Origin of the sequence: Streptomyces sp. NPDC051561, assembly GCF_044454195.1 — a bacterium.
GTDB lineage: Bacteria > Actinomycetota > Actinomycetes > Streptomycetales > Streptomycetaceae > Streptomyces.
The window spans coordinates 131082-149419 of the sequence record NZ_JBITDM010000007.1; the positions used below are offsets into that span (position 1 = coordinate 131082).

General features: G+C 71.2%; 18 protein-coding genes. 3 read left to right on the plus strand and 15 right to left on the minus strand.

Going from position 1 to position 18338, the window contains the following annotated elements; all coding sequences use genetic code 11:
* The first annotated feature begins 86 nt into the window (after positions 1 to 86).
* On the plus strand, positions 87 to 266 hold the full coding sequence (locus ACIA73_RS18260; protein WP_399439561.1) for a hypothetical protein: 180 nt from the start codon (positions 87 to 89) through the stop codon (positions 264 to 266).
* 22 nt (positions 267 to 288) lie between these two features.
* Here ACIA73_RS18260 and ACIA73_RS18265 read toward each other — a convergent pair whose 3' ends face one another.
* From ACIA73_RS18265 to ACIA73_RS18275, 3 genes are all read right to left on the minus strand, one after another.
* Entirely contained in the window at positions 289 to 1065 is a 777-nt protein-coding gene (locus ACIA73_RS18265) for an SDR family NAD(P)-dependent oxidoreductase (protein WP_399439794.1), read from the minus strand.
* A 64-nt stretch (positions 1066 to 1129) separates the two neighbouring features.
* Positions 1130 to 1669: a cupin domain-containing protein gene (locus tag ACIA73_RS18270; RefSeq protein WP_399439562.1), complete on the minus strand. Its 540-nt coding sequence runs from the start codon at positions 1667 to 1669 to the stop codon at positions 1130 to 1132.
* Positions 1670 to 1749: 80 nt separating this feature from the next.
* Entirely contained in the window at positions 1750 to 2697 is a 948-nt protein-coding gene (locus ACIA73_RS18275) for an ROK family protein (protein ID WP_399439564.1), read from the minus strand.
* Between the two features lie 301 nt (positions 2698 to 2998).
* On the opposite strand from ACIA73_RS18275, the gene ACIA73_RS18280 reads away from it, so the two are divergent.
* On the plus strand, positions 2999 to 3997 hold the full coding sequence (locus ACIA73_RS18280; protein ID WP_399439795.1) for a LacI family DNA-binding transcriptional regulator: 999 nt from the start codon (positions 2999 to 3001) through the stop codon (positions 3995 to 3997).
* Positions 3998 to 4270: 273 nt separating this feature from the next.
* Here ACIA73_RS18280 and ACIA73_RS18285 read toward each other — a convergent pair whose 3' ends face one another.
* The 6 genes from ACIA73_RS18285 to ACIA73_RS18310 all read right to left on the minus strand — a co-directional run bounded on the left by ACIA73_RS18285 (position 4271) and on the right by ACIA73_RS18310 (position 10905).
* A complete protein-coding gene (locus ACIA73_RS18285; protein ID WP_399439565.1) occupies positions 4271 to 6187 on the minus strand; it encodes a protein kinase in 1917 nt (638 codons plus the stop codon).
* 73 nt (positions 6188 to 6260) lie between these two features.
* Complete coding sequence (locus ACIA73_RS18290; protein ID WP_399439566.1) at positions 6261 to 7556, minus strand: DUF6986 family protein; 1296 nt, start codon at positions 7554 to 7556, stop codon at positions 6261 to 6263.
* Positions 7557 to 7719: 163 nt separating this feature from the next.
* Positions 7720 to 8682: an electron transfer flavoprotein subunit alpha/FixB family protein gene (locus tag ACIA73_RS18295; protein WP_399439567.1), complete on the minus strand. Its 963-nt coding sequence runs from the start codon at positions 8680 to 8682 to the stop codon at positions 7720 to 7722.
* A 56-nt stretch (positions 8683 to 8738) separates the two neighbouring features.
* Positions 8739 to 9524 (minus strand): electron transfer flavoprotein subunit beta/FixA family protein, encoded by a 786-nt coding sequence (locus tag ACIA73_RS18300; protein ID WP_399439568.1) that lies wholly within the window; start codon positions 9522 to 9524, stop codon positions 8739 to 8741.
* Positions 9525 to 9735: 211 nt separating this feature from the next.
* The gene (locus tag ACIA73_RS18305) at positions 9736 to 10257 is read right to left on the minus strand and encodes a flavin reductase family protein (RefSeq protein ID WP_399439569.1); all 522 of its coding nucleotides are present in this window, start codon (positions 10255 to 10257) and stop codon (positions 9736 to 9738) included.
* A 318-nt stretch (positions 10258 to 10575) separates the two neighbouring features.
* Positions 10576 to 10905: a TlpA family protein disulfide reductase gene (locus ACIA73_RS18310; protein WP_399439570.1), complete on the minus strand. Its 330-nt coding sequence runs from the start codon at positions 10903 to 10905 to the stop codon at positions 10576 to 10578.
* Between the two features lie 268 nt (positions 10906 to 11173).
* Between ACIA73_RS18310 and ACIA73_RS18315 the strand changes: the two genes are divergently transcribed.
* On the plus strand, positions 11174 to 11896 hold the full coding sequence (locus tag ACIA73_RS18315; protein ID WP_399439571.1) for a lysophospholipid acyltransferase family protein: 723 nt from the start codon (positions 11174 to 11176) through the stop codon (positions 11894 to 11896).
* 55 nt (positions 11897 to 11951) lie between these two features.
* On the opposite strand, the gene ACIA73_RS18320 is transcribed toward ACIA73_RS18315, so the two are convergent.
* From ACIA73_RS18320 to ACIA73_RS18345, 6 genes are all read right to left on the minus strand, one after another.
* On the minus strand, positions 11952 to 12545 hold the full coding sequence (locus ACIA73_RS18320) for a transglutaminase family protein (RefSeq protein ID WP_399439572.1): 594 nt from the start codon (positions 12543 to 12545) through the stop codon (positions 11952 to 11954).
* A gap of 86 nt (positions 12546 to 12631) precedes the next feature.
* A complete protein-coding gene (locus ACIA73_RS18325) occupies positions 12632 to 13726 on the minus strand; it encodes a threonine aldolase family protein (protein WP_399439796.1) in 1095 nt (364 codons plus the stop codon).
* 80 nt (positions 13727 to 13806) lie between these two features.
* On the minus strand, positions 13807 to 14568 hold the full coding sequence (locus ACIA73_RS18330) for an SDR family NAD(P)-dependent oxidoreductase (RefSeq protein WP_399439573.1): 762 nt from the start codon (positions 14566 to 14568) through the stop codon (positions 13807 to 13809).
* A 26-nt stretch (positions 14569 to 14594) separates the two neighbouring features.
* Positions 14595 to 15992 (minus strand): DUF6421 family protein, encoded by a 1398-nt coding sequence (locus ACIA73_RS18335; protein ID WP_399439574.1) that lies wholly within the window; start codon positions 15990 to 15992, stop codon positions 14595 to 14597.
* 81 nt (positions 15993 to 16073) lie between these two features.
* Positions 16074 to 17162: an alpha/beta hydrolase fold domain-containing protein gene (locus ACIA73_RS18340; RefSeq protein WP_399439575.1), complete on the minus strand. Its 1089-nt coding sequence runs from the start codon at positions 17160 to 17162 to the stop codon at positions 16074 to 16076.
* Positions 17163 to 17168: 6 nt separating this feature from the next.
* Complete coding sequence (locus ACIA73_RS18345) at positions 17169 to 18290, minus strand: LLM class flavin-dependent oxidoreductase (protein WP_399439576.1); 1122 nt, start codon at positions 18288 to 18290, stop codon at positions 17169 to 17171.
* Between the last annotated feature and the right edge of the window lie 48 nt (positions 18291 to 18338).

Below are 18338 nucleotides of genomic sequence, written 5' to 3' on the forward strand. Positions count from 1 at the left end.
CGGGGTGACTGCGACCGTGACCCGTCGTCACGGAGTCTCGTTGGGCGCACAGAGGTACAGCAGGAGCACGAAGAGAGGGGTGCGGCATGAACCGCACTGTTTTGCAGCGTTTTCCGGCCGGTGGCCCGCGCGGCAGCTGGCCCGCCGAGGAATACGCCCATGCGCGGCGCGCGGAGGGCTGCCCGGCCGAGGTGGTGATGGACCTGGACTCGGACGCCTTTCTGGTCGTCGTCCAGCACGGCGCGGCAGAGGTCGTGGGCCTGTGAACTCACGCGTGCGGTAGGAGTTTTACCAGGTGGGGCGGGCGCTGACGCCGCCGTCCACCACCAGGTTGGTGCCGGTGATCCAGGAGGCGGCGTCGGAGGCCAGGAACACACAGGCGTTGCCGATGTCTTCCGGCCGGCCGAGCCGGCCGAGCGGGGCCGCCTCGCTCCAGCGGCGTACACCGTCCGGCCAGTCGCCGGCGAGGCCGGGGCGGTCGATCAGCCCCGGCGAGACCGTGTTGACGCGGATCCCGGCGGCGCCGTGTTCGAGGGCGGCGGAGCGGGCGAACATCAGCAGGGCGGCCTTGGAGGCGCAGTAGTGCGCATGGCCGGGGGTGGCCATGGTGCCCTCGATGGAGGCGATGTGGGTGATGCTGCCGCCGCCTCGGGCCGCGAGCAGGGGTGCGGCGGCGCGAGTGCAGGAGAAGGCGCTGGTGGTGTTGGCCTCGTACATCTCGCGCCAGTCCTCGACGGACATCTCGGCGAGGCTCTTGACCGGCTGGATGCCGGCGCTGTGGACGAGGGCATCCAGTCCGCCGCGCCAGTCGGCCGCCGTCTCGACGAGCCGCCGGCACTGCGACTCCTCGGTCAGATCCGCCTGTACGGCCAGGGCCCGGCCGCCCGCGTCGCCGATCCGGGTGACGAGCGCGCGGGCCGACTTCTCGTCGTGCCGGTAGTGGGCGACCACGGCGGCGCCCGCGGCGGCGAACCGGTCGGCGATGCCACCGCCGATCAGGCCACCGGCCCCGGTGACCAGCGCCACGCGGCCGGTGAGGTCGGGCAGGTGCTTGGCGTCACTCATGGCCGTCGGGTCACTCCCGGTCGTCGCATCGCTCGTGGCTGTGGCGTCACTCATGGCTGTCGCGTCACTCTTCGTCGTCGGTCCGGGGCATGGCCAGTGGTGCGTCCTTGCGGCACAGCTCCGCGATGCGCGGGGCCTGCTCGGGATATTGGGCGGTGAGCTGCTCCGGGTCCGCGCCCTCGTAGTCCGAGGGCAGGAAGCCGGGCGCCATGGTGGTGCCGAACAGGGACCAGACGCCCGGCTGGGCGACCCGGGCCGCCATCCAGGTGCCCGCAGGCACGACGTACTGCACGGGTCCGCCCCGGGCGAAGTCGCCGAGCGGGATCAGGCGGTCGGTGCCGTCCGGGGCGAGCAGCAGCAGGTCGAGCGGGTCGCCCCGGTAGAAGTGCCAGACCTCGTCGGTGGGCAGCCGGTGGAAGGCGGAGAAGTCGCCGGGGGCGGACGTCAGCAGCATCATGATGGCGGTGCCGACCGGGCGGCCGGTGGCATCGGCCGGGCCTGCCCAGGTCTGCCGGAACATGCCGCCCTCGACGGGCAGCGGTGCGAGCCGGTACTGCTCCGCGAGACGTCCGGCTTCGGTGAGTGCGCTCACTGACTCGGTCACCGGGGAAACCTACCGCGCAACTGCCTTCCGGAAACGGGGAGTTGCCGCAGAGGTCCGGGAGGGGGAGCCGCCCGGGGCGACTATCCGCGCCGCTGTCCCTGGAGCGCTGCCGCCGCCGCGCCCACCAGACCCGCCTCGGTGCCCATGCTGGCGGGGACGACCTTCAGTCCCCGTACGAAGGACAGCGCCGCATAGTCCGCGAGAGCCTCGCGCAGCGGCTCGAAGAGTACGTCGCCCGCGCCCGCCACTCCCCCACCGATCACCGCGATGTCCACTTCCACGAGGGTGGCGGTGGCGGCGATTCCGGCGGCCAGGGCCTGCGCGGCGCGGGCGAAGGAGGCGAGGGCGACGGGGTCTCCGGCGTGCGCCGCGGCGGCCACCGCGGCGGCGGTGGTGTCGCCGTCGGGGCCGGGGGTCCAGCCCTGTCCGGCGGCCCGGCGGGCGATGTTGGGGCCGCTGGCGATACGTTCCACGCAGCCACGGGAGCCGCAGGGGCAGTGGTCGCCGTCCAGGTCGACACTGATGTGGCCGATGTGGCCCGCGTTTCCGGTGGGGCCGGGGTGAAGTCGGCCGTTCAGGACCAGGCCGCCGCCGACGCCGGTCGAGACGACCAGGCACAGAGCGTTGTCATGGCCCCTGGCGGCACCCTGCCAGTGCTCGGCAGCCGTCATCGCGACGCCGTCGCCGATGAGCCGTACCGGAAGGTCGCCGGTCGTCGCGCGCACCCGCTCGACCAGCGGAAAGCCGCGCCAGCCCGGGACGTTGACCGGGCTGACCGTGCCCGCCGAGGCATCCACCGGTCCCGCGCTGCCGATGCCGACGGCGGACACCCGGGGCCACAGCGGGGACGCCGTCAGCTCGGCCAGGACCGCGCCCACCGCGCCCATCACCCGTTCCCCGTCCTGCTGGGCGGGGGTGGGCTGCTGGGTCTTGAGATGTATCCGGCCGGTGTCGTCCACCAACGCACCTGCGATCTTGGTGCCGCCGATGTCCAGCGCGGCGACGAGGTCGGTGAACTCGGTGTGCATCGGTGTCGCGTCTCCAGGAGGAAAGAGGGGAGGAGGGAGGGAGGCGGGCGGGGGCGGGGCGGTGGGATCGCGGGGTGTCGAGGGGTCGGGAAGATCAGGGGCCAGACCAGTCTCCATTTAGCTGACAACGTTGTCCAGGTCTCGGCGGCCTATGCTCAGTGCCGCACCGTATCTTCCAGCCGTACTTCGTCCTCAACCGACAGGACAGCGCACCGTGGCCGACACCGCCCCTCTCACTCCCGTCGCAGGGAGGTCCCAGCGCCCCGTACCGCCCCAGAGCCGGTACGGCAACCGGCCGACCATGAAGGATGTCGCCGCCCGCGCGGGCGTCGGCCTCAAGACGGTCTCCCGGGTGGTCAACGCCGAGCCGGGTGTCACCCCCGACACCGAGCGGCGCGTCAAGGAGGCCATCGACGCCCTGGGCTTCCGGCGCAACGACAGTGCGCGGGTGCTGCGCAAGGGCCGTACCGCCAGCATCGGTCTGGTCCTGGAGGATCTGGCGGACCCCTTCTACGGCCCGCTGAACCGGGCGGTGGAGGAGGTCGCACGCGCCCATGGCGCGCTGCTCATCAACGGTTCCAGTGCCGAGGACCCGGACCGCGAGCAGGAGTTGGTGCTCGCGCTGTGCGCTCGCCGGGTGGATGGGCTGATCGTGATTCCGGCCGGGGACGACCACCGTTATCTGGAGCCGGAGATGGCGGCGGGGGTCGCCACGGTCTTCGTGGACCGCCCCGCGGGGAAGGTCGAGGCGGACACGGTACTGTCCGACAGTTTCGGCGGGGCGCGTAACGGGGTTGCCCATCTGATCGCGCACGGCCACCGGCGGATCGGCTTCATCGGCGACCAGCCGCGCATTCACACCGCTTCCGAGCGGCTGCGTGGCTACCACGCGGCGATGGAGGAGGCCGGTCTCGATGTCGAGCCGGCGTGGGTGGCGCTGGGGAGCACGGATCCGGCACGGGTGCGGGGGGCGGCCGGGGCGATGCTGGACGGGGCGGAGCCGGTGACGGCGTTGTTCTCCGGGAACAACCGGGTGACGGTCACGGTGGTGCGGGTCTTGGCGGACCGGGCGCAGGAGCGGGACCGGCCGACGGCCCTGGTCGGGTTCGACGACTTCGAGTTGGCGGATCTGCTGGTGCCGGGGGTGACGGTGGTGGCACAGGACGCGGCGGAGTTGGGGCGTGCGGCGGCGAATCTGCTGTTCCGGCGGCTGGAGGATGCGGCTCGGGCGCCGGAGAGGGTGGTGTTGGGGACGAGGTTGATCGCGCGGGGGTCGGGGGAGGTCGGGCCGGTGGGGTGAGGGTGTCGCGGTCGGGGTGGGCCGGGGGCGGCGCTTCCCGTCGAGGCCCGGATGCTGGGCCTTCGGGCGCGGTCCTGTCGGGGCTCCGGTGCGCTGCGCGGGGCTTCCGCCCCGCCCCTTCCCCGAACTGGGGCGCTGCCCCGGGCCCCGAGGGGGCGGGCCCGCCGGGGGAGGGTGGGGGTGTGCGGGCGGGTGGGGGTGGTCGGGCAGTTTCCCGCACCCCTGGCAGGCCCCTGGTGGGGCCTGCCTCCCCCGCTGGGACTGGGGTTGGGTTCAGCAGGCGGGGAGGCCCGGGAGGGGTTTGTCGTTGTCGCCGCCCTTGAGGTAGACGACGCTGACGTACACGTTGGTGTTGCCGCTGTCGTCGTCGGTCTTGGCCCACCAGACGTTGGTCCAGTTGCCGTAGGTGACGCGGCGGCCGAGGTTGGCCTGGCAGTAGAAGTAGTTGGTGCCCGCGTTGAGGGTGCCGGCGCGCTCGCCGTTGGAGCGGATCGAGTCGGAGGTGCGCCAGACGTTGCAGTGGTACTTGCCGCCGCCGATGCCGTTGCAGACCGGGGCCGGAGCGGGCGGGGGCGGGTTGCCGCCGCCACCGGTGGTGGTCGCGCCTCCGGTGCTGCTGCTTCCGGAGGTCGAGCCGCCGCCGGAGCCGGACGTTCCGCCGGTGGCGGCGGAACCGCCGGCGGTGGTGGAGCCGTTGCCGCCGGTGGTCGGTGCGCCGGTGGACTTGCCGCCGCCCGGGGTGGGTGAGGGCTTCTTCCCGGGGTCGTCCTTGCCCTTGGACTTGTCCTTGCCGGTGGGAGTCGGGCCCTGGGTCTTCTTCGCGGCGTCGGTGGGCAGGGCGCCGGGAGTCAGAGGCTCCTCGGCGGTCGGCGAGCCGGCGGAATCGGAGCTGTTGGCGGCCGGGCTGCCGACCGCTTTGCCGTCGTCACCCCGGTCGCCGAGCGCGTAGGTCACTCCGGCACCGGTCAGCAGTACGGCGGCAACTCCCGCCGTCACCAGGGCCCTTCGGCGTCCACCGGACGCGCCCTCGCGCCTCGTGGAACCGACCGTTCCGGTCGCCGCGGGTCCCGGCCCCGAGAAGGGCGAACCACCCGAGGACGTCGGCCCGGTTCCGTAGGCCGGCTGCCCGACGGAAGGGGTCGGGCCGGTTCCGTAACCCTGTTGTCCGGCGGTGGGGCCGGCACCCGTCCCGTAACCCTGAGGCACGGCGCCGTAGCCGGGCTGGACGGGTGGGGTGGGGGGTCCGAAGCCGGAGGGGGGTGCGCCGTACGGGGCCGGGGTGGAGGGCTGGGAGGTGGCGGGGCCGAATCCGCCTTGCGCGGGCGGCAGTCGTTCGCTCGCGGAGGGTGCGGGTGCGGACTCCGCTACGTCCGTCAGCAGGCGTGCCGCCTGGGCCGCGTCGGGGCGCTCGGCGGGGTCCTTGGCCATGAGCGCGCGCAGTACGGGGGCGAGCGGGCCCGACCGTACCGGATCGGGCAGCGGTTCCACGACGATCGCGTTCAGCGTCGACCAGGTGGAGGTGCGGCGGAAGGGCGACCCGCCCTCGACCGCGGCGTACAGCGTGGCGCCCAGCGCCCAGATGTCGGAGGCGGGCCCGGGTGCCTGGCCCTGGGCGCGCTCGGGCGCCAGGTAGTCCAGGGAGCCGACGAGTTCGCCGCTGCGGGTGAGGTGGGTGGAGGAGCCGTCGCCAGGGTCGTCGATGGCGGCGATGCCGAAGTCGGTGAGGACGACACGGCCGCCGGAGTCCAGCAGGATGTTGCCCGGCTTGACGTCGCGGTGCAGGACGCCGACCCGGTGCGCGGCGCCCAGCGCCTCCAGCACCTTTGCCCCGATGGACGCCGCCTCGCGCGGGTCGAGCAGGCCACGGTCCGTCAGGACGCCGTCCAGGGAAGGGCCGTCGACCAGTTCCATCACGATGAGCGGGCGGCCCTCGTGGTCGGCGATGTCGTGGACGGCGATGACGCCGGGGTGCCGGATGCGGGCGGCGGCGCGGGCCTCGCGCTGCATCCGGACCTGGAGGTCGGCCAGTTCCGGGCCCGAGGCGTCGTTGTACGTCCGCAGTTCCTTGACGGCGACCTCGCGGCCGAGCACTTCGTCCTCGGCCCGCCAGACGACGCCCATGCCACCCCGGCCGAGCTGCTCGATCACCCGGTAGCGACCGGCCAGTCGCTCGTTCTCCCCCGTAGCCACTACTGCCCCGTTCCGTTACGCCAGATGTGCTCGCGAACAGCGTACGGGGCAGCAGTGACAGCCGAGCGGGCGGTTACGAAGCCGTAGCAGTGAGGTCGCCGCGGCGCGGTGAGGCGAAGGTGTCCAGGTCCGCCCTGGTCAGGCCGGTGAGGCGGGCGACCTCGGCGGTGTCCAGGGCGCCGCAGTCGATGCCGCGCAGCAGGTAGCCGGCGAGGGCCTTGGCGGTCGCGGGCTCGTCCGCGATGTCGCCGCCGAGCTTGTTGGCGTACGCGGCGAGGCGGGCGGCGGCCTGCTCGAAGCCCTCGCGGTAGTAGGTGAAGACGGCCGCGTAACGGGTCGGCAGGTGGCCCGGGTGCATGTCCCAGCCCTGGTAGTAGGCGCGGGCCAGGGCGCGGCGGGTGAGGCCGTAGTGCAGACGCATGGCGTCGTGCACCTTCTCCGTGCTGCCGACGGGGAGGACATTGGTGGAGCCGTCGGAGACGCGGACTCCGGTTCCGGCGGCGGCGACCTGCATGACGGCCTTGGCATGGTCGGCGGCCGGGTGGTCGCTGGCCTGGTAGGCGGCGCTGACGCCGACGCAGGCGCTGTAGTCGAAGGTGCCGTAGTGCAGCCCGGTGGCGCGGCCCTCGGCGGCCTCGATCATGCGGGCGACGGTGGCGGTGCCGTCGGAGCCGAGGATGGACTGGCTGGTCTCGATCTGGATCTCGAAGCCGATCCGGCCCGCGGCCAGGCCGTGCGCCTTCTCGAACTCCTCCAGCAGCCGCACCATCGCGGTGACCTGGGCGGGGTAGGTGACCTTGGGCAGCGTCAGGACCAGCCCGTCGGGCAGTCCGCCGTTCTCCATCAGGCCGGAGAGGAAGATGTCGAGGGTGCGGATCGCGCGGTCGCGGACGGCGGCCTCGAAGCACTTCATGCGGATGCCCATGTACGGGGCCGCGGTGCCGTTCGCGTAGGCCTCGGCGACCAGGCGGGCGGCGCGGGCCGCGTACTGGTCCTCCTCGTCGGCGGGACCGGTGTAGCCGTCCTCGAAGTCGATCCGGAGGTCCTCGACGGGCTCCCGCTCCAGCTTGGCGCGCACCCGGTCGTACACGGCGTCGGCGAGCGAGGCGTCCAGGCCGAGGACGGCTGCGAACGAGGCGGCGTCCGGGGCGTGTTCGTCGAGCATCTTCAGCGCCTGGTCACCCCAGGAACGGATGGTTCCGGGCTCGTACACATTACCCGGGACGTAGACGGTGTGGACGGGCTGCCGGGTGCCGGGGTCTCCGGGATAGCGGCGCGCGAGCTCTTCGTCCACGGGTACGAGGGAGGCGCTGATGCCCTCGCTGACCGCGCCGGCGAGGCTCGTCGCCACCTTCTCCTGCTGACCCATTCCAACCCTCCAAGTTTCCGCTTCACGGAATCAACAATCCGCATAGTGAAGTTAATGGTTGGGCGTGATCCGAGTCAATGGGTGCCCGCAACACGCGTCCATACGGCTCGGGGCCGCCCGGCAGAAAACACCGTGCGGCCCCGAGTCGTACAGAAGATGCAGGTCAGCCCTTGCGGGACTCGACCTCGCCGGTCAGCTGCGGGACGACGGCGAACAGGTCGCCGACCACGCCGTAGTCGACCAGGTCGAAGATCGGAGCCTCGGCGTCCTTGTTGATGGCGACGATGGTCTTCGAGGTCTGCATACCGGCGCGGTGCTGGATCGCACCGGAGATGCCGGAGGCGATGTACAGCTGCGGCGAGACCGACTTGCCGGTCTGGCCGACCTGGTTGGAGTGCGGGTACCAGCCGGCGTCGACGGCGGCACGCGAGGCGCCGACGGCCGCGCCGAGCGAGTCGGCCAGCTTCTCGATGATCGAGAAGTTCTCGGCACCGTTGACGCCACGGCCACCGGAGACCACGATCGCGGCCTCGGTGAGTTCCGGGCGGCCGGTGGACTCGCGCGGGGTGCGCGAGACGACCTTGGTGCCACGGGCGGCGTCGGAGAAGGTGACACTGAGCGCCTCGACCGCACCGGCGGCCGGAGCGGCCTCGACCGGGGCCGAGTTCGGCTTCACGGTGATGACCGGAACGCCCTGCGAGACACGGGACTTGGTGGTGAACGACGCGGCGAACACGGCCTGCGTCGCGACCGGACCCTCGTCGCCCGCTTCCAGGTCGACGGCGTCGGTGATGATGCCGGACTTGATGCGGACCGCGAGACGGGCCGCGATCTCCTTGCCCTCGGCGGAGGACGGGACCAGCACGGCGGCCGGGGAGACGGCGTCGTACGCGGCCTGGAGCGCGTCCACCTTCGGGACGACGAGGTAGTCGCCGAACTCCGGGGCGTCCACGGTCAGTACACGGGTGGCGCCGTGCTCACCGAGCACGGTTGCGGCGGCGTCGCCACCGGCGCCGAGGAAGACCGCGACGGGCTCGCCGATACGGCGGGCGAGCGTCAGCAGCTCCAGGGTGGGCTTGCGGACGGCACCGTCCACGTGGTCGACGTAGACGAGAACTTCAGCCATGGGAATGCTCTCCTGCGAGTGCGAAGAAACGGGGAAGTGAGGGAGTCCGGTCCGGACTAGATGAACTTCTGACCGGCCAGGTACTCGGCCAGCTGCTTGCCGCCCTCGCCCTCGTCCTTGACGATCGTGCCCGCGGTGCGCTCGGGGCGCTTGTCCGCGGTCTTGACCTCGGTCCAGGAACCCTCCAGGCCGACCTGCTCGGCGTCCAGGTCCAGGTCGTCCAGGTCCAGCGACTCCACCGGCTTCTTCTTGGCGGCCATGATGCCCTTGAAGGACGGGTAGCGGGCCTCGCCCGACTGGTCCGTCACGGACACGAGCGCCGGGAGGGAGGCCTCCAGCTGCTCGCTCGCGGCGTCGCCGTCGCGGCGGCCCTTGACCACACCGTCCTCGACCTTGACCTCGGAGAGCAGGGTGACCTGCGGGACGCCCAGGCGCTCGGCCAGGATCGCCGGGAGGACGCCCATGGTGCCGTCGGTGGACGCCATGCCGGTGATGACCAGGTCGTAACCGGTCTTCTCGACGGCCTTGGCGAGCACCAGCGAGGTCGCCATGACGTCACTGCCGTGCAGGTCGTCGTCCTCGACGTGGACGGCCTTGTCGGCGCCCATCGAGAGCGCCTTGCGCAGCGCGTCCTTGGCGTCCTCGGGACCGACCGTCAGGACGGTGATCTCCGCGTCGTCGGCCTCGTCGGCGATCTGCAGCGCCTGCTCGACGGCGTACTCGTCGAGCTCCGACAGCAGACCGTCGACATCGTCGCGGTCGACCGTCAGGTCATCGGCGAAGTGCCGGTCGCCGGTGGCGTCGGGCACGTACTTCACACAGACAACGATCCTCAAGCTCACGCCGGCTCTCCTACTGCATCGTCTATTTGTCGGCTGCCTCGTTGCAGGCAGCATAGGCGCCTGAAGGGGCGGTTTCCGGTCGGGGCGGGTTGCGTCCCGACCGGAATATTACTCGTCAGTACACCCAGAGGGTTCCCCGTAAGCAAGCGCTTTGAACTGTGACCTTGCCAACGCTGTGTAATCGCCGACAAGAGACGCTTCCGGGGAACTCTCAGTCGCGCAGGGCGTTGAAGCGCCCTTGGTGGTAGAGCAGAGGCCGGCCCTGACCCGACGGGTCTCCCGCCACGACCTGGGCCAGCACGATCCGATGGTCCCCGGCGGGTACCCGCGCCACCACCCGGCACACCAGCCACGCCAGTACGCCGTCGAGCACGGGGACGCCCTCGGGGCCCGTGTGCCACTGCGTGGGCACGCCGAAACGATCCGCCCCGCTGCGCGCGAAGGTCGAGGCCAGCGCCTCCTGATGTTCCCCGAGGACGTGTACGCCGATGTGCTCGGCGCCCGCGATCACGGGCCAGCTGGAAGACCCCGTACCCACTCCGAAGGACACCAACGGGGGTTGGGCGGCTACGGAGTTGAGCGAGGTGGCGGTGAAGCCGACGGGGCGGCCCTCGCGGTCGGCGGCGGTGATCACGGCGACCCCCGCGGCGTGCTGCCGGAAGGCCGAGCGGAGCAGGTCGGGGGTGGCCGGGGCGGCCTGCCGGGGGGCGGCCAGGGCGGGCTGAAGCGTCATGGAGTTGTCCTTCGACGGGAGCGGAGGGCGCGGCTGTGGTGTCCGTGGGTGCTCAGACACCGGGACAGCGCGCACTCGCGTTGCGGGCCAGATCCACATCGGCCCGCCCGTACAGAAGGAGTTCCGGGGGCATGACGTCACCCTGACGATCGGGGGCGGGCAGCGTCAAGTGCGCACGGGTGAGCGACCACTGGGAGATTGATCACCTTGTGTCACACGTGTGACGGCCGCATGTCGCCGTTGCCCCCGGCCGGGCGACGGCATGCGGTGGTCGTCACCCCCGGTCAGGTGACGGCATGCGGTGGTCGTCACCCCGGGTCAGGCGACGGCATGGCCGAGCGCGGCGATGACATCCACCCGGCGCGGCTGCCCGGTGGCCCTGCGCACGATCCGGCCGTCCGCGTCCAGGACGAGCACGGTCGGCGTCTGCGTGATGCCGAGTTCCCGTACGAGCGCGAGGTGTTCCTCGGCGTCGATCTCGACATGGGTGACGCCCGCGACCATGGCGGCCACCTCGGCGAGGATTCTGCGGGTGGCCCAGCAGGGCCGGCAGAACGCGCTGGAGAACTGGACGAGGGTGGCCCGCTCCCCCGGCTCCACTCCCAGCTCGGCGGCGCCCAGCTCTCGGGCACCCTCCTGTTCCGGCATATTTCACCCTCCACTTACCCGTGTCCTGTCACAGTGTGCAGCGTGTCCCCGGTCCCCTTGATTCCCGCCCCCGCATCCGGTGACACGCAGGCAGCAGCAGGTCAGGGCATGGGTGGACATCGTGTGACGTGACGAGAATCTCTCGTATCGGGTACTCGGGGACTGGCTACTCGGCCGTACATGGGGCACGATCTGGCAGACGCCGAAAACCTACGGCAGCGTAACTTTCACCGGGAGAGCCCTCCCCGGGTCGAGAAGGGTCCCCGTCATGGCAGAACTCGTCTATCCGCCGATCATCGGCGCCGCGCGCACGCTGTTCAAGGCGCTCGACCTCAAGATCGACACCGAGGGTTCTGAGAACATCCCGCGCACCGGCGGCGCCGTCCTGGTGAGCAATCACATCAGTTACCTGGACTTCATCTTCAACGGCCTGGCCGCGCTTCCGCAGAAGCGCCTGGTGCGCTTCATGGCCAAGGAGTCGGTGTTCCGGCACAAGGTCTCGGGCCCGCTGATGCGCGGCATGAAGCACATCCCGGTGGACCGCAAGCAGGGCGAGAACGCGTACAAGCACGCACTGGCCTCGCTGCGTTCCGGCGAGATCATCGGCGTCTTCCCGGAAGCGACGATCTCCGAGTCGTTCACGCTGAAGAGCTTCAAGTCCGGCGCCGCACGGCTCGCCCAGGAGGCCGGTGTGCCGCTGATCCCGATGGCGGTCTGGGGCACCCAGCGCATCTGGACCAAGGGCCACCCGCGCAACTTCGGCCGCAACCACTTCCCCATCACCATCCGCGTCGGCAAGCCCGTGGAGTCCGGCACGGACGAGTACGCGGGCGCCCTCACCCGACGGCTGCGCGAGCGCGTCCAGGAACTCCTGGAGGCTGCTCAGCGCGCGTACCCGGTGCGCCCGAAGGACGACAAGGACACCTGGTGGGTCCCGGCCCACCTCGGCGGCACGGCGCCGACCCCGGCGCAGCTGCGCGAAGCGGGCTGAGGCTCCGGTTCCGGGTCCGCGACGGGGCTCCGGCGCCCCGCTCCTGCTCCGGGGCTCACAGGGAGTTCGGCAGCGCGTCCCACAGCTGCGCCCGGTCCGTCGACTCCTTGAGGGCGCGCAGCACTTCCGGATGGGGCGTGGCGTACAGGACGGGATGGTCCATCTCGCCGCGCCCCGTGCGCGGCACCCACGCCAGCCGCTCCCCGTCGAGCGAGAACCGCGCGTCCAGGCCCGCCGTGTTGCCCCGGCAGTCCTGCCGGTGCCAGGCCCCGTGGAACCGTACGGCCACCAGTCCGTGCGCACAGTGGCCGCTCGCCCCGTCGTACTCCAGCCGCTGGTAGCAGAGCGCCGTCGGGATGTCCTCGGCGCGCAGCAGCGCCGTCAGGGCGTGCGCCTTCGCGTGGCAGATTCCGGTGCCCTGCGCGAGCACGTCGGAGGCGCGCCAGGTGACCCGCGGATCCCCCGAGTCGGCCGAGTGCGGGATGGTGTCGCGCACGTACTCGTAAGCCGCTTTGGCGTATACATATGAATCCGCGGCGTCCGCCGCGAGTCGCGCGGCCGTCTCCCGTACCAGCGGGTGGTGGTGGTCGATGACCTCGTCGGCGGCCAAGTAGGCGGACAGGTCCGGGGTTTGCTGGATCAGTTCCATGGCTCGGGAGCATAGGAACGCGACCGACCGTGAGTCAATAACCTTACGGTCGATCGCATATCCATGCAGCGTTCAGCAGTGGGGCGTCAGCGCGCCATCTCTTCCTTCAGCGCCTGTACGAACGCGTCCACGTCATCCTCCGTCGTGTCGAACGCGCACATCCAGCGCACGTCCCCGGCCGCCTCGTCCCAGAAGTAGAACCGGAAGCGCTTCTGCAGCCGCTCACTCACCTCGTGGGGCAGCCGCGCGAAGACGGCGTTGGCCTGTACCTCGTAGAGGATCTCCACGCCGTCGACACCGCGCACACCGGCCGCGAGGCGCTGGGCCATCGCATTGGAGTGCCGAGCGTTGCGCAGCCACAGGTCGCGGGCCAGCAGCGCCTCCAGCTGCACCGAGACGAAACGCATCTTCGAGGCGAGCTGCATCGACGACTTGCGCAGCCGCTTCATCGCCATCGGGCGTACCGCGTCCGGGTTCAGCACCACGACGGCTTCGCCGAAGAGCATGCCGTTCTTGGTGCCGCCGTACGACAGCATGTCGACGCCGACCGCGTTGGTGAAGGTGCGCATCGGTACGTCGAGGGACGCGGCCGCGTTGGCGATGCGGGCGCCGTCGAGGTGGACCTTCATGCCGTGCTGGTGGGCGTGGTCGCAGATCGCGCGTATCTCGTCGGGGGTGTAAACGGTGCCCAGCTCGGTGTTCTGGGTGATCGAGACGACCTGGGGCATGGCCCGGTGCTCGTCGTCGAAGCCCCAGGCCTGCCGGTCGATCAGTTCGGGGGTGAGCTTGCCGTCGGGCGTCGCTACGGTGAGCAGCTTCAGCCCGCCCATCCGCTCCGGCGCCCCGCCCTCGTCCACGTTGATGTGCGCGCTCTCGGCGGCGATCACCGCACCCCAGCGGTCGGTCAGCGCCTGGAGGGACACCACGTTGGCACCGGTGCCGTTGAAGACCGGGAAGGCCTCGGCGGACGGGCCGAAGTGGCCGCGGATCACCTGCTGGAGGTGGGCGGTGTAGTCGTCCTCGCCATAGGCGACCTGGTGGCCGCCGTTGGCGAGGGCCAGGGCGGCCAGGACCTCGGGGTGGGCGCCGGCGTAGTTGTCGCTGGCGAAGCCCCGTACCGCGGGGTCGTGGTGGCGACGGGCGTCGGTCCTGGGCGGATTGACCGGTCCCTCCGTGCTCACGGAGGTGGTGGTCGTGGTCGTCGTCACCGTGGTCGTCGTGGTGGTCCCCGCGTCCTTCGCGGAGCCGGTCACGGTCTTCGTCACGGCTTGGGGGTCAGCCACAGGCGCTGTCCATTCACTTCGGAGGCGGGCTGCTCCCAGACCCCGGCGATCGCGTCGGCAAGGTCCTTGACGTCGGTGAAGCCCGCGAACTTCGCATTCGGGCGCTCGGCGCGCATCGCGTCGTGCACCAGTGCCTTGATCACCAGGATCGCAGCCGCGGTGCGCGGCCCTTCCTCGCCCCCCGCCTTGCGGAAGGCGTCCCCGAGCGCGAGCGTCCACGCCTCGGCGGCGGCCTTGGAGGCGGCGTACGCGGCGTTGCCCGCGGTCGGCCTGGAGGCCCCGGCGGCGCTGATCAGCAGATAGCGGCCGCGGTCGCTGCGCTGGAGGCCGTCCTGGAAGGCGAGCGAGGTGTGCTGGACCGTGCGGATCAGCAGCTTCTCCAGGAGGTCCCAGTCGGCGAGGTCGGTCTCCGCGAAGGACGCGGAACCGCGCCAGCCGCCGACCAGGTGGACCATGCCGTCGATCCGGCCGAATTCCTTCTCGGTCTTGGCCGCCCATTCCCGGGTGGCGTCCAGATCGAGCAGGTCGACGGTGTCACCGGTGACAGTGGCCCCGCCGTGCGCGTACCTCGCGGCGTCCACGGCCTCCGCGAGGCGGGCCGCGTCGGCGTCCGAGCCGACGACGGTGGCGCCGGCCTCGGCGAGGCGCAGCAGGGTGGCCCGGCCCGCGGGCCCGGCTGCACCGGCGACCGCGATGACCGCTCCGTCGAGAGGGCCCTCGGGAGTGTTGACAGCGTTCATGACGGTCGCCTCCTCGGCGCGGGGGCTCACGCGGCCACCCGCTCGGCGCTCGCTCCGGTGATGCCCTTGGTGGAGGCGATCACTGTCTTGAGCTTCTTGGAAAGCGCCTCATAGAACATGCTCAGCGGAAACTCGTCGGGAAGCACGTCGTCGACGAGTTTCCGCGGCGGCAGCGACAGGTCCAGGGCGTCGGGACCCTTGGCCCAGCGGGACCCCGGGTGGGGGGCGAGATAGCCCGCGACCAGGTCGTACGCGGCGAACCAGTGCACCAGCTTCGGCCGGTCGATGCCCGCCCGGTACAGGTCCTCGATCTCGCCGCAGAGCTGGTTGGTGACCTGCGGAGCCCGCTCCCAGTCGATCTTGAGGGTGTTGTCGGTCCAGCGCACCACGTCGTGCTTGTGGAGGTACGCGAAGAGCAGCTGACCGCCGAGGCCGTCGTAGTTGCGGACCCGCTCACCGGTGACCGGGAAGCGGAACATCCGGTCGAAGAGCACCGCGTACTGCACGTCGCGGCCCTGTGTGACGCCGTCGGCCTCCAGCTTCACGGCCTCCTTGAAGGCGGTGAGGTCGCAGCGCAGCTCTTCGAGGCCGTACATCCAGAACGGCTGGCGCTGCTTGATCATGAAGGGGTCGAAGGGCAGGTCGCCGTGGCTGTGGGTGCGGTCGTGGACCATGTCCCACAGCACGAAGGCCTGCTGGCAGCGATCCTGGTCGGCGACCATCTCGCGGATGTCGTCGGGCAGTTCGAGGCCCAGGACGCGCACCGCTTCGTCGGTGACCGCGCGGAAGCGGGCCGCCTCGCGGTCGCAGAAGATGCCGCCCCAGGTGAATCGTTCCGGCGCCTGGCGCACGGCGATGGTCTCCGGGAAGAGCACGGCGGAGTTGGTGTCGTAACCCGAGGTGAAGTCCTCGAAGGTGATGCCGCAGAACAGCGGGTTGTCGTAGCGGGTGCGCTCCAGCTCGGCCAGCCACTCGGGCCACACCATGCGCAGCACGACCGCTTCGAGATTGCGGTCGGGGTTGCCGTTCTGGGTGTACATCGGGAAGACCACGAGGTGCTGGAGGCCGTCGGCGCGCGACTGGGCGGGCTGGAAGGCCAGCAGGGAGTCCAGGAAGTCGGGGACGCCGAATCCGGCGTCGACCCAGGTGCGGAGGTCGCTCGCGAGCGCCTTGTGGTACTCCGTGTCGTGCGCCAGCAGCGGGGAGAGCTGCTCGACAGCGGTGATCACCCGGTCGACGGCGGCCTCCGCGGTGACCCGGGCCGGGGCGCCGTCGGCGTCGAAGTCGATGGATCCGTCGGCGGACTGCCAGGGCCGGATCTCCTCGACGGAGCCCTTGAGGGCACCCCAGGCCGGGTGGTCGATCACCCGCGAGGCCTCGGCTATGCCTCCACCAGCAATGTCCTGCATCAGATTTTGCGTCATGTCACTTCCTCCACGGGAGAACCTCGCGTAAAGGAACCGTATCCACGCGTGGTTCTCCCGCACAAGAGGAGCCGGAACAAATTATCCTGTCACGCCCCCGAGATCACCGGAATTCTTCCTGCCGTAAACCCCGGCGGCGGCGATGGCTCCGGCGACTTCGGTCATGGCCGTACGGGAGTCCGCCAGTGCCTCGGTGAACCCCAGGAACCCGTGGAACATCGCCCGGAAGTGCCCCTCGGTGACCCTCACCCCTGCTTCCCGCAGAGCGGAGGCGTACTCCTGCCCCTCGTCGCAGAGCGGGTCGCAGCCCGCCGTGAGGAGGTACGCGGGCGGAAGACCGGACAGGTCGGGGGCGCGCAGCGGGGAGGCGTACGGATGGCGGGAGTGCGGACTCGCGGGCCCCGCCTCTCCCAGGTACTGCTCCCAGAACCACCGCATATGAGCCGCCGTCAGGAAGTAGCCGGAGGCGTTGCGCCGGTACGAGTCGGTGTCCTGGGCGGCGTCGAGCACCGGGTAGAGCAGCACCTGGAGCGCGATTTCCGGGCCGCCCCGCTCACGGGCGAGCCGCGCCGCGACGGTGGCGAGGGCGCCGCCCGCACTGTCGCCCGCGACCACCAGCGCAGCCGGATCCCCGCCCCACTGCCCCAGGTGGCCGGCCACCCAGCGGACCGCCGCGTACGCGTCCTCGACCGCCGCCGGAAAGGGCGCTTCCGGCGCCAGCCGGTAGTCGACCGAGACCACGGCCGCCCCCGCCTCCCGGCACAGCTTGCGCACCGTGCCGTCGTGGGAGTCCAGGCCGCAGATGCTGAATCCGCCACCGTGGAAGAAGACCACGGTGGGGTACGGGGCGCGGGCCGGGCCGCCCCCCTGGGCCGGGCCCCGCATCCGGGCCTGATCCGGGGCCGCACCCGCGTCCGCACCCCCAGCCGCCTCCGGCAGATAGATCCGCACCCGCAGTTCGGGCGCCCCCTCGGGCCCCGGGATCGTGCGGTCCTCCACCGACCCCACCGACCCCACCGGCAGCAGCGGACGGCCCGGAGCCGGGGCCGAGGCCAGGATCCGGCGGGCCTCGGCGGCATCGGTGACCGTACCCCCGAGGTCGGGGAACGCCTTGCTCAGCAGGTCGACCAGCGGCCGGGCGGCCGGGTCGAGCCGGTCGGTTCCCGTCACGACGGTTCACCCCTGCCTGAAGTACGGGATGACCTTCTCGCCCCACTGCCGCAACGTCTCCAGACAGGCCTCCTGCGGCACGGTCCCCATCTGGATCAGGCACATGATCTCGTCGGCGCCCGCGTCCCTGAGCCGTTCCACGTACGCGATGGCGTCGTCGGCGGTGCCGTAGGCGTGGTCGGCGTTGAAGGTGGCGGTCGCGGTCGGGCGCAGCGGAATCTGCTGCTCGTTCAGCCGGGCCACCACCTGCTCGGCCGCCCTGCGCATCTCGGCCGCCTCGTCGGCGCCCTCCACCACCGCTTCGTCCGGGATGCCCGCGCCGGCGTACCAGTGGCCGATGGACTGGGCGAAGAAGCGCTGGCCTCGTATCCCGATGCTGCGGGCCTGTTCGCCGTCGTCCAGGACGATGGTGGGGCAGAGCACGGAGAAGTGGTCGTTGACGACGGTCGACACGAGGCGGGTGTGGGAACGGGCCGCGCGCGCCGCGTCGTACGCCTGGCGCATCACGGTGATCGAGTCGGGTCCGGCGAACCCCATCACCAGTGCGCCGACGCCGAGTTCGGCGGCCTGGGTGAGGGTTTCGGTGCGACTGCACGCGAGGAAGAGGGGTGGGTGAGGGCGCTGCTGGGGGCGCGGCAGGATCGGGTGCGGACCGATGTCGATGAGCTCGCCGTGGTACTCCAGCTCCTCCTCCTGCCAGGCCTTGCCGATGATCCGCAAGCCCTCCTCGACCTCCTGGGTCGTCCGGTCGCGGTCGACGCCGCACAACGAGGTCTCCTGCTCGGTGCCGCCGCGCCCGGCGCCGAGGTCGAGCCGGCCGCCGGAGAGCAGGTCGAGCATCGCGGCGCGTTCGGCGACCCGCGCGGGGTGGTTGAAGGCGAACGGCATACAGACGACGCCGTGGCCGATCCGGATGGTCGAGGTCTTGGCCGCGACGTAGGAGAGGAAGACCTCGGGTGCGGACATATGGGCGTACCACTTGAGGGAGTGGTGCTCGACGGCCCAGATGCGGTCGAAGCCCATCTCCTCGGCGAGCACGGCCTGTTCGACGCTGTCGCGGATGACCTGATGCTCGCGCTCGGGAGTGGGGTCGGCCAGTTGGGCCTCGAAGATGACTGAGAATTTCACGGCCCCTCCAGGGGGTTGATTTCCGTGCTCCGCCGTTACTTCAATGCG

Bases quoted from the DNA above. Each gene is read 5' to 3' on its own strand.
- ACIA73_RS18260 (WP_399439561.1), top strand. From the start codon at position 87: ATGAACCGCACTGTTTTGCAGCGTTTTCCGGCCGGTGGCCCGCGCGGC.
- ACIA73_RS18265 (WP_399439794.1), bottom strand. From the start codon at position 1,065: ATGAGTGACGCCAAGCACCTGCCCGACCTCACCGGCCGCGTGGCGCTG.
- ACIA73_RS18275 (WP_399439564.1), bottom strand. From the start codon at position 2,697: ATGCACACCGAGTTCACCGACCTCGTCGCCGCGCTGGACATCGGCGGC.
- ACIA73_RS18280 (WP_399439795.1), top strand. From the start codon at position 2,999: ATGAAGGATGTCGCCGCCCGCGCGGGCGTCGGCCTCAAGACGGTCTCC.
- ACIA73_RS18290 (WP_399439566.1), bottom strand. From the start codon at position 7,556: ATGGGTCAGCAGGAGAAGGTGGCGACGAGCCTCGCCGGCGCGGTCAGC.
- ACIA73_RS18295 (WP_399439567.1), bottom strand. From the start codon at position 8,682: ATGGCTGAAGTTCTCGTCTACGTCGACCACGTGGACGGTGCCGTCCGC.
- ACIA73_RS18305 (WP_399439569.1), bottom strand. From the start codon at position 10,257: ATGACGCTTCAGCCCGCCCTGGCCGCCCCCCGGCAGGCCGCCCCGGCC.
- ACIA73_RS18310 (WP_399439570.1), bottom strand. From the start codon at position 10,905: ATGCCGGAACAGGAGGGTGCCCGAGAGCTGGGCGCCGCCGAGCTGGGA.
- ACIA73_RS18315 (WP_399439571.1), top strand. From the start codon at position 11,174: ATGGCAGAACTCGTCTATCCGCCGATCATCGGCGCCGCGCGCACGCTG.
- ACIA73_RS18320 (WP_399439572.1), bottom strand. From the start codon at position 12,545: ATGGAACTGATCCAGCAAACCCCGGACCTGTCCGCCTACTTGGCCGCC.
- ACIA73_RS18330 (WP_399439573.1), bottom strand. From the start codon at position 14,568: ATGAACGCTGTCAACACTCCCGAGGGCCCTCTCGACGGAGCGGTCATC.
- ACIA73_RS18335 (WP_399439574.1), bottom strand. From the start codon at position 15,992: ATGACGCAAAATCTGATGCAGGACATTGCTGGTGGAGGCATAGCCGAG.